This is a genomic window from Exiguobacterium artemiae 255-15 (genome assembly GCF_000019905.1).
Classification (GTDB): domain Bacteria; phylum Bacillota; class Bacilli; order Exiguobacteriales; family Exiguobacteriaceae; genus Exiguobacterium_A; species Exiguobacterium_A artemiae.
Map to the genome: position 1 here is coordinate 2,842,701 of NC_010556.1, position 12,817 is coordinate 2,855,517.

The window sequence follows — 12,817 nt, forward strand, 5'->3', positions numbered from 1 at the left end:
TTTAAGATAAACCGTATCGTTCATAACAGAAAGGAAGTTATTCATCATGGCTACACACTTAAACAACCGACACGAAGTAGGACTTAAAAAATTAAACGAATTTACCGATACGAATTCTGCGCAATCAACACACGAAAAAATCGCCGAATCGTTAAAAGATATCGCTCCGGCAGTTGGTGAATGGATCACCGATTTTGCTTACGGGGAAGTTTACAGCCGCAACGGGCTCGTCAATCGCGACCGCGCGATCGTCACGATCGCAACACTTGTCACCCAAGGAACTGAACCACAACTCGCGCTTCATATTAATACCGGATTAACGGCCGGATTAACAGGAAACGAAATCGTCGAAGCCATCATGCACCTTGTTCCTTATACCGGCTTCCCGCGTGTCCTTAACGCACTCGAAGTCGCAAAAGTTGTTTTCTCTGAACGCGGCGTGACCGTCAACCCGGCTTAATTAAAAACAGGATGAGCCGCATGAAACGCGGGGTATACTCTTAGTACAAGGGAGCGATGCCACATGCAGTATGCACTCATCACCGATCTGCACAGTTCATTATCCGATACACGTGCTGTGTTGACAGCTATTCAACGGACGGCTCCGCAAGCAATTGTTTTTTCGCTCGGAGACGTCCACGAATGTCATATCGGAAAAAAACGGGCCAAGCGGTATACGTTTGAAGAAATCGAACAAGTCGTGACGCTTGATCCGGATTTTTTGAAGTTGCTGTTTTTTGAAACGTTGCTCGGAAATCAGGAAGAACGGTTGTTTTCATTGATTCCGACAGGCGTATCCCATTATCTCGATCAGCTGCGCTCATCGGATCGGACAAAACAAACGGATTCTGCTTTGTTCATTCATGGTGATCAATTGAAATGGAGTTATGATTTGACGCCCGACACCTCTTCTTATCCGGACCGGCTCTTATTTTTCGGTCACAGTCATGTACGCGGATTGTTTAAAGAGGGCAAACGATTAACCGTTCATCATGATATTCCGATTTCGATCAAACGCGGCCGTTACGCCATCAACGTCGGACCGGTTCTGGTCGAACGGGAATGGTTGCTGTACGATACGACGACCGAAACCATCACGTTTTATCGAGCCAAATGACTGCCTGACATGAAAAATCCCCCGTTCCTTCACAATTCGTGAAGGAACGGGGGATTTTGAGTTATCCGCTGTTACAGATAACGGACAAGAGAAGCACGAACTAAATCCACTTGTGTGAACTCTGTCTTATCGGCAAACTGATTGACGACGTGACGGACTTCACCTTGACGACGGACGAAGCTTGTCGGAACCGGTGTTTTACGGACCAATTGTTCGTATAACGTCGTCAACTGATGATCATCGATGACCGTCGTCATCTGATCAAGGAATAACAGGACATGGAGACGGTTCAAATAGTCCCACGGCTTGTCTTCCGAACGAAATTCATTGCGGGCCAACCATTTCTTCAAACCGATCGCATCAATCTGGTTCAACGTCTCTTTTGTACGGGGTGCTTTCCATAACGCCAGCAACTCACCGAGTTTTTTGCGTGTCTGCTTTTTCGTCATGAAGAACTCAAAGTTGGTTTTCGTATCGAGTGCGTCACCGCTGATTGGAGCAATTTGATCAGCTCCTGGTGCTGTCACGAAATCGAATACGAAATCAACTGATTCGCCCGGAAGCCATGCAGCGACTTTTCCGTGAAAGTCAGCAATAAAAGCGATCGATGCAGCTGAGTCTTCCTGGTTCATTTGTGTAGATGCGTGCTGTAACCGTTCCATTGTCTCTTTGTTCATATGATAACCCCATCTTTAATCTGATTTATTTTACATTTCTTCCGGAGCGCCGACGCCAAGCAGGCGTAATCCTTCCGTCAATACAATCGTAACCGATTTTACGAGTGCGAGGCGAGATTGTTTTTCCGCATCGTCTTCGAGGACACGAACTTGTCCGTAGTATTTATTGAAGCTTTGAGCCAAATCAAGGACATAACGGCTGATGATCGACGGTTCGCGGCGTGTAAACGCCCGGTCAATGACAGCCGAGAACTGGTTCAGCATCGATACGACACCCCATGAATAATCATCCGCACTTCCGTTGAACGCTGATCCGTCATAAGCACCTTTACGAAGCAGTGAATTTGCCCGTGCATTCGTATATTGGACGTATGGACCGGTTTCTCCTTCAAATTTCAACATCTGCTCGAGATCAAACTCAATGTTGTTCATGCGTTCATTTTTTAAATCATGGAAAATGACGGCGCCGACACCGACTTCGCGTGCTGTCTGTTCTGCATTGGCAAGGTTCGGATTTTTTTCAGCGATGTTTTGTTTGGCAACGTTAATTGCATCTTGAAGCACTTCTTCAAGCAGAACAATCCGTCCTTTACGTGTCGACATCTTTTTCCCGTCTTTCATGATTAAACCAAACGGAACATGGTGCATGCCGTCAACATTTTCAAATCCGAGTTTCTTCAGGACAGCAAACAGTTGTTTGAAGTGAAGGGCTTGTTCGCCGCCGACAACATAAAACGCCTGTTCGAAGCCGTAAGTCTCAAGACGATACACGGCAGCCGCCAAATCACGTGTCGCATACAGTGTCGCACCGTCTTTTTTCTTGATCAAGGCAGGAGGCATGCCTTCTGCTTCAAGGTCGACGACCATTGCGCCTTCCGACTCGACGAGCAAATCTTTTTCTTCCAATAAGTCGATGACGTGTTGCATCTTATCATTATAGAAGGCTTCTCCGTTTAAGCTGTCAAAGCTGACACCAAGCATTTCATATACACGGCTGAACTCGACGAGTGAGACTTCACGGAACCATGTCCAAAGTGCTGTCGCCTGTTCGTCCCCCTGCTCGAGTTTTTTAAACCAAGCCCGACCTTCGTCTTCTAAGCCTGGGTTTTCTTCCGCTTCTTCGTGGAAACGAACGTACAGTTTCAGCAATTCTTTGATCGGCTCAGAGCGGACATCTTCTTCTTTCCCCCACATATTGTAGGCAACCATCAATTTACCGAACTGAGTTCCCCAGTCTCCTAAATGGTTGATGCCGACGACCTCATATCCTTTTTTTCGTGAAATCTGGTTCAATGCATTTCCGATGACCGTCGAACGCAAATGTCCCATCGAGAATGGTTTTGCGATGTTCGGAGATGAGAAATCCGTGACGATCGTTTTTCCGTTCAGCTCGCTTGATCCGTATGCCTGTTGTTCTTCTAAGACACGTTTAATAATTTCACGCGAAACCACTTCCCGGTTCAGAAAGACGTTTACATACGGTCCGGCTGCCTGGACGTTTGAAAACAGCGGGTTATCGATTTTTTCAGCCAGTTCCGTCGCAATCATCATTGGAGCTTTGCGGAAGGCTTTTGCGAGTTGGAAACATGGGAAAGCCAGGTCTCCGTGATCCTCGTGCTTCGGCTGTTCGATCAGTTGTTCAATCTCTTCTTGTGACAGGGCGTCACCGATCACATCGTGTAATACTTGGGCATACTGTTGCTTGTAACTCATTTTATTTCCTCCAAACAATTATTTTTTCCAATAAAAAACGCCCTTTGCGCAACACGCAAAGAGACGGAAAGACCGCGGTACCACTCTTCTTGGTGTCGACGGTACGACACCCACTTTAACGGGGATAACGGGGTTCCCCCGGCTAGGCCTGATCACATGGATTCGGATAGCATCTCGGAAGTGCGTTTCACGATGGTCTAATCTGTTCAGGCTTCCACCATTCCCTGATTCGCTGGTCGATTACATCCTATCGTTACTTTCTTCGTCATCGATTGTCTGATATCTTTCACATTATACGCAATTCACCCCATTCTCTCAACCTTATTTTTTTGTAAATCCCTTATCATAATTTCCACAAAACGGGTATAAGTAGGGAAGGACTGTTAAAGGAGGGGGACGCACCATGGTCTACTATCAAAAAGTGGCACGAAACAGTTGGCTCGTCTTGTGTCTCGTCGCCAGCCTGCTTACCTTCACTTTACTTACACATCCGACACTCATTGACTTCCCACTCTCACTTGGCAATGCCGCCTACCTTCTCGCACTCATCATCCTGTTTCAGTTCGACAACATCCGGCGGGGAGGCATTTATTATACGTTTCAGGAAGGAATCATCTTATTCATCTTCCTTAACTACGGATTAGGGCCGTCCATCTTTCTCAGTCAGATTGGTATCATCATTTTTCAATATTTTTCTCACAAAAAAGAAATTCGCCGTCAACGCTTTTTATACTTGTATCCAATCAACGTTCTGTTTGATTTGGTTTATCTCGCCTGTCCATCCCTTGTCTATTTAGCACTCGGTGGACCAATTGGGACCGGTTTTACTTACTCGAAAGCGCTCCTTCCGCTTCTCGGATATTTAACGACCGTGATGCTCGTTTCCTATCTCCAGTGCCGGTTCGTCAACCGGATCCTCTACTTAAAATATGATTGGGTCCGCCTTGTCCGCCTGCAGACGCTGGTCTACGGTATCAGCATCTTATGTGCCCTGCTCGGAATCTGGTTTTACGATGAGAATCCGCTCATCGCCGCATCTGTCTCGACACTGATTTTATTTTTATTCAAACGTTTGCTCCAACAACGCGTGGAGACGATTGAAGCGAATGAGAAAGCCAAACGGTTTGATGACGCAAAAGAACACCTGCTGATTTCCCGGTTTGAAAAAGAAACGATTGATTCCTTATTATGCGACTTGCCACATCTGATTGATTTCTCAGAAGGATGGATATCGATTCAGCAACAGCGTAAGCAAACGATCTACAACATACGAACGAAGACAATCATTGACGTGTTGCCTCTATTCCATTCCCTGTCGGCCGAACAGTTACACACCCCAATCATCCACGGTCTCCGATGCGATTGGGGCTCGGATATTCAAATCGATTTACCCGTTGACCGTCATTCGATGATTGCCATTCCGTCGATTACGAACGAAGATGTCGATGTATCGATCGTTCTGTTCCATCAAATTGCCGATGCCTATGATGCGACAAGTGCAGACGAGCTTTCGCGTTTGTTACGCATTTTTTGCCGGGTGGTGCACCGTTCACGGGAAACGTATCAACTGTACGCCGAAAGCCGGACGGATGCCTTGACGGAACTCGCCAACAGCCGTGCTTTTTACGAGGAAGGGGCGCAACAGTTTGCTTCCGACCGTTATCCGTTGTCGATTGTTTTATTTGATATCGACCACTTTAAGTATGTCAACGATACGTACGGGCATAAGGTCGGTGACCTCGTCCTGCGTGAACTCGGTCGCAGAATCCGGTCCATCCAGCAGAAAAAGCACAATGTCTTCGCAGCACGGTACGGCGGGGAGGAATTTGTCCTGTTACTTCATCAGTCTCCACAGAATCAGGCTATCGATGTCGCAGAAGAGGTCCGGCATGCTGTACTCGATCGACCGTTCGTCGTCGACGGACATCGTTTATCCATCACCATCAGCCTCGGCGTCGATACCGTCGAATATCAGTCGGAACGATCGTTTGAAGAATCGCTTCGTCAAGCGGATCATGCCCTTTATGTCGGAGGCAAACACAACGGTCGCAATTGTACTGCTCATTACGCTAATCTTTGAAAGGTCGTGACTATCTTGTCGATTACTGAAATTGAACGATTGGTTCCTACACTTGAAATGCCCCGAACGATCCGAATTTATCGTCCGACTGAACTCCCGGCCGATGAAGCACTCCCGGTCATCTATATGCACGATGGACAAAATGTATTCAGCGGTGAAACCGCCTCTTTCGGAAAAGGCTGGGAAGTCCATCATGCTTTACACACCGTTCAGTTACACGCGATGATCGTCGCCATCGACAGTCCGGATGACGGGATGGACCGTTACGATGAATATGCCCCCTGGACAGATGAAGCCCTTTTGATGCGCACTGCATATCCGTCTCATCGCAAGACGATCGGCGGTAACGGAAAACAATACATGCACTGGATTGTTCATGAATTAAAACCGTATATCGATGCGCAGTATGCGACGATTCCGACGGATACGACCATGATCGGCAGTTCCATGGGAGGTGTCATTTCACTGTACGGCCTATTTGCTTATCCGGAAGTCTTCACACGTGTGGCTGCTTTATCGACGGCCGGTTGGGCGAATTTTTCTTCTTTACTGGAATTCATCGAGCGCAGTCCGGGTTTATCAGAGGACCATCGTTGTTACATGGACGTCGGTACGAAGGAAGTCAGCGGACCGATGACAGAAAATGACTATCTGCATACGAACGAGGTTTTGGCGAAAGCGGTGCAGAAAAAAGTTCAACAAGCGGCTTATGAAATCATTCCGGGTGCCGTCCATCATGAAACCGAATGGGCAAAACGGATGCCGGATATTCTCCGCTTCTTATTTTCATCCTAAAAAAACAGGCTGACAAAATCCAGAATCCGGATTTTGTCAGCCTGTTTTATTTATACGCCGTCACTTTACCAATTCTTCCATCTGCTCTTTGACATAACGGTTGCGCGGGTGTTCCCGGCATTCGTCTGAACAAGAACGCATGACTTTCGGTTCACACTCTTCACAGCAGAAGTGTTGACGATTACATTCCGGATTTGCACAATTCACGTAACGTGTTTCGTCTTTCCCACAGTAATAGCATGTTGAGACAACGGTTGGATTCACTTCGTTGACCGGTACTTGGATGCGTTCGTCGAACACATACAATTCCCCTTCCCAGTCTTCTCCGCGTGTCGCTTCATCTTTCCCGTACATGACGACGCCGCCTTTAAGGTGGAAGATGTCGTCACTGTTTTGACGTTTACGGAAATACGCTGTGAATTTTTCACAACGAACACCACCCGTGCAGTACGTCAGGACTTTTTTTCCTTCAAACAAGTGTTCATTTTCATCGAGCCATTGCGGAAACTCACGTGACGCATCGACATCGACCTTGACGGCATTTTTAAAATGACCGAGATCGTATTCGTAGTTGTTCCGAACATCGAGAATGACGACATCTTCATTTTGCATCATGTTTTTCCATTCGGCCGGTTCAAGATACGCGGCATGTTCTTCCGGGACGTTGAACTCGTCTTCAAAACGCCATGTGACCAGTTCGCTTTTATAACGAACGAAGATTTTTTTGAAGGCATGTTCGTCGACCTCATCGATTTTAAATTCGATATCATTAAACCGTGGGTCGGCAAGCAGGTCTTGCATGTATTGATCGGTTTGTTCGACTGTTCCGGATAAAGTACCGTTGATTCCTTCCGGAGCAATCAAGATTCTTCCTTTGATGCCGAGCTCTTTGCAATAAGCAAGGTGCTCTTTTGTTAATTGTTCCGCATTGTCAATCGGAACATACTTATAAAATAATAGTACCCGATAAGGTTTCATAATCCTCATTGGCCCCCATGTCAGTTTTTTGCAGTAAAACGAACGTTGGCGAACGAAGCGTCATAGCTATAAGCTAGCTGGGAACGCCTGCAAAACGCACCCATTTAAGTATAATACCAACTTCATTTGAAATGCACAATTACTAGTTTCAGAAGAAGCTCCGGACAAACTTTCTCCCTTTCTGGCGGGGAAAGAGTTAAAATAGAAATTAGCAGTTTATATTGTAAGGAGGATTCCGAATGCTCCAAACCGTCCGTCAGTGGATTGAACAGATGATTACGTTTCTCCAGGATCTTCCGGGTGGTGCTGCGACCGGATTGATCGCACCCTTTTTGGAATCACTTTTTCCGTTCCTCCCACTTGTTCTGATCATTTCCGCCAATGCCGCCACTTATGGATTTTGGATGGGTGTGCTCGTCTCTTGGGTCGGAAGCATGCTCGGCTCACTTGTTGTCTTTGCCTGTATCCGTTATTTATTCCGTCGCCCTGTCACGAGGTGGCTTGAACAACATAAAGCCGCTCAACAGTGGATTGAACGGGTTCGCCATATGAGTCCGATTTCGCTCGGTTTTTTCTTTTCCCTTCCGTTCATGCCGGCGTTTATCATTACAGCCATCTCCGCCATGATTCAACTGTCGCTTCGGACGTATTTGATTGCTGCCGGAGCAGGACGACTGATCGTCGTCATCATCTTCTCCTTAATCGGTAAAGAATGGTCGACATTTTTGGAACGGCCGATCCGGCTTGTTTTTCTGTTCCTGATTTTACTCGCCATCTGGGGAGTCAGTCGCGGCGTCGAAGAAATCATCAAGCGCCGTGCCTTGGCACGACGTTCGAAGTCATTACGTGAGCTTAAACAAGAAATCGAGCACAATAACAAATGATTTACCTCTAAAGATACATCCTGATGAAGGGTGTGTCTTTTAATTATGCTGTTTCATCACGCTTTTCTAAGGTTTGAATCCATTTTCCAGAGCAGGACTTTTGAATCATTTTTTGAAATCAATATGTTATTAAAATAACGTTCACATTTTGTTCACTATTGAAAACGCTTACAATTAATTGGTAAGACCAATACTAGTATAATATCTCTGTTTCCCCCTTCTAAATTAGGATAGATTTTCCAAAGTAAGTGTCTCTATAATGAATTTAAATTCATTTTCAAAGGAGGCGTCCCATGCATCAGGTATCCGAAACAGCTAAGACGGAAACAACACGCTCTGCTGAAGCGATTGTCGAAAGTCCATCATTTAAACAATTGATGCGAGAAAAAAAGGCATTCATCTTACCTGCTATTCTATTTTGTCTCATTTTTTATTTTACGTTGCCTATCATGACCAGCTATTTTACCTTCTTGAATCGGCCGTTGCTTGGTGATATTACAGGAGCTTGGCTATTCGCTTTCCTGCAGTTCATCATGACGTGGACGTTCTGTACCCTTTACAGCAAAAAAGCGCGTTCGTTTGATCGGTTGGTCGAACAAATCAAGGGGGAATCGAAATGAACTATACAGCTGTCGCCCTATTCGCCGCGATTGTCGGGTTGACACTCGTCATTACATACTTCGCCGCCCGTAAAACGAAGACGGCAAACGATTTTTATACCGCGGACGGTGGTTTGACCGGTGCCCAAAACGGAATTGCCATTGCCGGCGACTATATGTCAGCTGCTTCTTTCCTTGGAATTGCCGGAATGATTGCCTTGGCCGGATTTGACGGATTCTTTTATTCGATCGGTTTCCTGGTCGCCTACCTCGTCGTTCTTTACCTTGTCGCCGAACCGTTGCGTAATTTAGGAAAATATACGATGGCAGATATGATTGCCGCCCGCTTTAATGCCTCGAAAGTTCGGGGTGTCGCAGCGATGAACTCCATCGTCATCTCCATTTTCTATATGATTGCCCAGTTGGTAGGAGCCGGTGCCCTGATTGAGTTATTACTCGGGATTCCTTATACGACAAGTGTCATCATCGTCGGTATTTTGATGACGGTGTACGTTGTGTTCGGCGGGATGACGGCCACTTCCTGGGTGCAAATCATTAAAGCCATTCTGTTGATGGCCGGAACAGCTGTTATTTCCTTTATGGTATTTGCTAAATTCGACTTCTCAGTCATGAAGATGTTTTCGGAAGTGAAACAAGCAACGCCGCTCGGTGATTCATTCCTGAACCCCGGTAATAAGTTTAAGTTGCCGCTCGATACGATTTCCTTAAACTTGGCACTTGTTCTCGGAACAGCCGGCTTGCCGCATATCTTAATCCGCTTCTTTACGGTTAAAGATGCACCGACTGCCCGGAAATCAGTAGTGTATGCGACCTGGATCATCGGTGCGTTTTATATCTTAACGATTTTCCTCGGCTTTGGAGCCGCGGCTTTCGTCGGAGCAGATGACATCATTGCTGCGAATGCTGCCGGTAACATGGCGGCCCCTCTCCTTGCGCAGGCGCTTGGTGGAGACTTACTGTTCGCCTTTGTTGCAGCTGTTGCTTTTGCGACAATCCTTGCCGTCGTCGCCGGACTCGTTTTATCGGCTGCTTCCGCCTTTGCCCATGATTTCTACAGTCACATCCTGCGCAAAGGACAAGCGACGGAAAAAGAACAAATGACGGCTGCCCGTCTCGCTTCCATTGCCGTCGCACTCGTTTCGATGGTACTGGCGTTATTCGCGCAATCGATGAATGTCGCTTTCCTCGTTTCACTGGCCTTTGCAGTTGCAGCCAGTGCTAACCTGCCCGTCATTTTGCTGACGATTTTCTGGCGCCGTTTCAATACTGGCGGAGCTGTCACAGGTATGGTCGTCGGTCTTTTCTCTTCACTGCTTCTCGTCGCGCTCAGTCCTAACATCTGGGCAGTCGACGGTTCAGCCTTATTCGTCGGGGAAGCGTTATTCCCACTGTCGAATCCAGGAATTGTTTCGATTCCACTTGGTTTTCTAGGTGCGATCATCGGAACACTTGTTACGAAATCGGACGAAGTGGCCGGTAACTTCGAACGTATTCTTGTCAAAGCCAATACCGGTATTGATACAGCAACTGAAGTTGCGGCATCAAAAGAATAATCCCCTTAACGGCTCCTTCAACCCCCTTGAAGGAGCCGTTCCCTTTTACATTTTGCGAAGGGATTGCCATACTAACCGTATGAAAGAACGTGAAAGGAATGTCTCAAATGGAATTTTATTATTTTTTACCGCTCGGCTTTTTCATTGGTATCATCTCCGGTTTCTTCGGAATCGGCGGCGGCATCATCTTAACACCGCTTTTGCTGATTCTCGGTTTTGCCCCGAGCGTCGCCATCGCGACCAGCTTAATGTTGACGCTCGGCTCGACCGTATCTGGTACGCTCTCACACTTGCGCCTTAAAAACGTGGTCTGGCGTGACAGTCTGGTCGTCGGTCTCGTCGGGATCATCGGTTCTACCATCGCAACGCCGATCGTTCTCCGCTTGGAAGAAGTGAACGGTGCCCATCTCGTCATCTCGATCGTCTATATTGGTTTGCTGCTGTATTTCGCCAATAAATTTTTACGTCCCAAAACAACGACCGGATCACAGACCGGTTGGAAAAACCGTTACCTGGCGCTTGGATTCATCGGACTGTTTGCCGGATTCATCTCGTCGTTGCTCGGTGTCAGCGGTGGTTTTATCATCACGCCGCTCCTGGTCGGTATTGCCGGATATGAGTTGAAGCGCGCAGTCGGAACAAGTATTGCTTCTGCCTTATTGATCGTCTTGTCCGGGCTCGTCAACTATACGGTCGCAAGTACCGATGTCGATCTGCTCGTCGGAGTGATGTTGATCATCGGAGCGTTACTCGGTGCACCGATCGGGGCCAAACAATTGGCGCATTTCGACAGCCCGTTCGTCAAAAAATATCTCGGTATTTTTTATCTGACCGTTGCAACAAGCGTTCTTCTTGAGGTCCTTCATTTCAATACGGCTTCACTGATTGTCTTGATTGCCCTCAGTCTTGTCTTCTTGCTGACACTTGTCGTCTACAGTCGTAAACGCTCTGTCCGCCGCTGATTCTTTGTATAATCTCGCCTCCCGACAGTTCCCCGGTAAATCCGGTTAACTGTCGGGAGGTTTTTTGTGTCTGATTTTGACGTGGAGTCGTTTTATATTTTGTTAAAATTTACAACTTACAGGAATTTCTTTGTGCTTGTACACAACCAAAGATATACTTACTTCAATAGGATTTTTTAAATAGAGAAAGAAGGTCTGATTTTTATGTTGGAAGCGACGTATCATTCCCTTGAGGATTTAGCCGAAGCGATTGGTGTCGCACTGAGTGCTCCCATTACGATCGAGGACCGGAATCACCGGTTACTTGCCTACAGCACACACACAGCTGATACGGATCCGGCCCGGATTGCAACAATTATTGGGCGGCGCGTCCCCGAATCGGTCATCGATCAACTGTGGAAAGACGAAGTCATCCAGAATCTTGCTGCGCAAGACGAACCTTTAATCATTTCAGCCCGGACGGGTGTCGGATTGAATGACCGCGTCGCGATTGCAATCAAACAGGACACAGAAATTTTAGGGTATATTTGGTCGATTGCCCGCAGCACTCCCTTTTCGGAAACGGAGTTATCCGATTTTAAAAAAGGAGCGTTGCTTGCCCAGCGCCAGTTGCTCGCGATCGACATGCAAAAGAAACGCCAGGAAGAAAAAACGGAACAATTCTTTTTTGAACTACTGCATGAAGACATGCCCGAATCGGAAATTTTAAAGACCTTCTCTAAGTTACATGTTGCGCCACCCGGAATCAGCCGTCTGATGGTGATCCGGTTTTCAGAAGCCATCACGCCGCGACTCGCGGATCGTTTACGCTATTTGCTGACTATCCAGCAAACCGTCCGACCGCTTTTGTACGCATATGATGAAACTGATTTTATTTTGTGGATCAGCACAAACGATCAAGATGCCCATCATGAACGACTCCAGTTCGATGCGTTCATCCAGTCATTCCGACAGATGCTCGCGGAACGGTTTAATTATACGAACTTCATCTCTGCCAGCAGCGAAGTGTTTACCGGCGTCCAATCGATTCCGGAACGGTACGAGGAAACCGGCATCGTTCTGCGGTTAAAAGATGCTTTTCCGTTTGAACTCAGTACGGTTACACGATATGAACGTCTTGGTCTGTTTCAACTCTTGCCGATTTTTTCTGAACGGTTGCGCAGAAGAACTGTCCGCTTGGAAGAAATCGAACGCTTGCGTTCCTATGACGAGAAGCATGCCGCTTCCCTTTGCGAGACGTTGGAATGGTTCCTTCATTATGACGGAAACGTCAAACAGGTCGCTTCTCATCTCCATGTTCACCCGAATACGATTTTGTACCGGATGCGAAGAATCGAAGAAGAAGCCGGTATTCGGATGGAGTCGCTTCCGGAACGGGCCCTTCTCTACCTATACCTAAAAGCAGACCGTTATCCTTTGTGATTTTTCACAAAGGATT

The 12,817-nt window shown here is 47.0% G+C and carries 12 protein-coding genes and 1 other annotated feature; of the genes, 9 read left to right on the forward strand and 3 right to left on the reverse strand.

Annotated features, from left to right (window positions below):
• Positions 1–46 precede the first annotated feature (46 nt).
• A complete protein-coding gene (locus EXIG_RS14555; RefSeq protein ID WP_012371719.1) occupies positions 47–460 on the forward strand; it encodes a carboxymuconolactone decarboxylase family protein in 414 nt (137 codons plus the stop codon).
• Between the two features lie 63 nt (positions 461–523).
• On the forward strand, positions 524–1,117 hold the full coding sequence (locus tag EXIG_RS14560; protein WP_012371720.1) for a metallophosphoesterase family protein: 594 nt from the start codon (positions 524–526) through the stop codon (positions 1,115–1,117).
• 71 nt (positions 1,118–1,188) lie between these two features.
• On the opposite strand, the gene EXIG_RS14565 is transcribed toward EXIG_RS14560, so the two are convergent.
• The gene (locus EXIG_RS14565; protein WP_012371721.1) at positions 1,189–1,794 is read right to left on the reverse strand and encodes a hypothetical protein; all 606 of its coding nucleotides are present in this window, start codon (positions 1,792–1,794) and stop codon (positions 1,189–1,191) included.
• Positions 1,795–1,824: 30 nt separating this feature from the next.
• On the reverse strand, positions 1,825–3,507 hold the full coding sequence (argS, locus tag EXIG_RS14570) for an arginine--tRNA ligase (RefSeq protein ID WP_012371722.1): 1,683 nt from the start codon (positions 3,505–3,507) through the stop codon (positions 1,825–1,827).
• Positions 3,508–3,563: 56 nt separating this feature from the next.
• Positions 3,564–3,785: a binding site (T-box leader), on the reverse strand.
• A 125-nt stretch (positions 3,786–3,910) separates the two neighbouring features.
• On the opposite strand from argS, the gene EXIG_RS14575 reads away from it, so the two are divergent.
• Positions 3,911–5,587 (forward strand): GGDEF domain-containing protein, encoded by a 1,677-nt coding sequence (locus EXIG_RS14575; protein ID WP_012371723.1) that lies wholly within the window; start codon positions 3,911–3,913, stop codon positions 5,585–5,587.
• Between the two features lie 6 nt (positions 5,588–5,593).
• Positions 5,594–6,382, forward strand: a complete 789-nt coding sequence (locus EXIG_RS14580) for an alpha/beta hydrolase (RefSeq protein ID WP_234944549.1) — start codon at positions 5,594–5,596, stop codon at positions 6,380–6,382.
• A gap of 60 nt (positions 6,383–6,442) precedes the next feature.
• Here the strand turns inward: EXIG_RS14580 and trhO are convergent, their stop codons facing one another.
• A complete protein-coding gene (gene trhO, locus EXIG_RS14585) occupies positions 6,443–7,360 on the reverse strand; it encodes an oxygen-dependent tRNA uridine(34) hydroxylase TrhO (protein ID WP_012371725.1) in 918 nt (305 codons plus the stop codon).
• Positions 7,361–7,599: 239 nt separating this feature from the next.
• On the opposite strand from trhO, the gene EXIG_RS14590 reads away from it, so the two are divergent.
• The 5 genes from EXIG_RS14590 to EXIG_RS14610 all read left to right on the forward strand — a co-directional run bounded on the left by EXIG_RS14590 (position 7,600) and on the right by EXIG_RS14610 (position 12,801).
• Positions 7,600–8,244 carry a TVP38/TMEM64 family protein gene (locus tag EXIG_RS14590; RefSeq protein ID WP_012371726.1) on the forward strand — a complete coding sequence of 215 codons (645 nt, stop codon included), beginning with the start codon at positions 7,600–7,602 and terminating at the stop codon, positions 8,242–8,244.
• A 293-nt stretch (positions 8,245–8,537) separates the two neighbouring features.
• Entirely contained in the window at positions 8,538–8,864 is a 327-nt protein-coding gene (locus tag EXIG_RS14595) for a DUF485 domain-containing protein (RefSeq protein ID WP_012371727.1), read from the forward strand.
• Positions 8,861–10,417: a solute symporter family protein gene (locus tag EXIG_RS14600; protein ID WP_012371728.1), complete on the forward strand. Its 1,557-nt coding sequence runs from the start codon at positions 8,861–8,863 to the stop codon at positions 10,415–10,417. Before EXIG_RS14595 ends, EXIG_RS14600 begins: the two co-directional genes overlap by 4 nt.
• A gap of 107 nt (positions 10,418–10,524) precedes the next feature.
• Positions 10,525–11,379: a sulfite exporter TauE/SafE family protein gene (locus tag EXIG_RS14605; protein WP_012371729.1), complete on the forward strand. Its 855-nt coding sequence runs from the start codon at positions 10,525–10,527 to the stop codon at positions 11,377–11,379.
• 204 nt (positions 11,380–11,583) lie between these two features.
• Entirely contained in the window at positions 11,584–12,801 is a 1,218-nt protein-coding gene (locus EXIG_RS14610) for a PucR family transcriptional regulator (RefSeq protein WP_012371730.1), read from the forward strand.
• Positions 12,802–12,817: the final 16 nt, after the last annotated feature.

Excerpts from the sequence above, each read along its gene's own strand:
- EXIG_RS14605 (WP_012371729.1), top strand. The coding sequence starts at position 10,525 with ATGGAATTTTATTATTTTTTACCGCTCGGCTTTTTCATTGGTATCATC.
- EXIG_RS14610 (WP_012371730.1), top strand. The coding sequence starts at position 11,584 with ATGTTGGAAGCGACGTATCATTCCCTTGAGGATTTAGCCGAAGCGATT.
- trhO (WP_012371725.1), bottom strand. The coding sequence starts at position 7,360 with ATGAAACCTTATCGGGTACTATTATTTTATAAGTATGTTCCGATTGAC.
- EXIG_RS14575 (WP_012371723.1), top strand. The coding sequence starts at position 3,911 with ATGGTCTACTATCAAAAAGTGGCACGAAACAGTTGGCTCGTCTTGTGT.
- EXIG_RS14600 (WP_012371728.1), top strand. The coding sequence starts at position 8,861 with ATGAACTATACAGCTGTCGCCCTATTCGCCGCGATTGTCGGGTTGACA.
- EXIG_RS14560 (WP_012371720.1), top strand. The coding sequence starts at position 524 with ATGCAGTATGCACTCATCACCGATCTGCACAGTTCATTATCCGATACA.
- EXIG_RS14555 (WP_012371719.1), top strand. The coding sequence starts at position 47 with ATGGCTACACACTTAAACAACCGACACGAAGTAGGACTTAAAAAATTA.
- EXIG_RS14590 (WP_012371726.1), top strand. The coding sequence starts at position 7,600 with ATGCTCCAAACCGTCCGTCAGTGGATTGAACAGATGATTACGTTTCTC.
- EXIG_RS14565 (WP_012371721.1), bottom strand. The coding sequence starts at position 1,794 with ATGAACAAAGAGACAATGGAACGGTTACAGCACGCATCTACACAAATG.
- EXIG_RS14595 (WP_012371727.1), top strand. The coding sequence starts at position 8,538 with ATGCATCAGGTATCCGAAACAGCTAAGACGGAAACAACACGCTCTGCT.
- argS (WP_012371722.1), bottom strand. The coding sequence starts at position 3,507 with ATGAGTTACAAGCAACAGTATGCCCAAGTATTACACGATGTGATCGGT.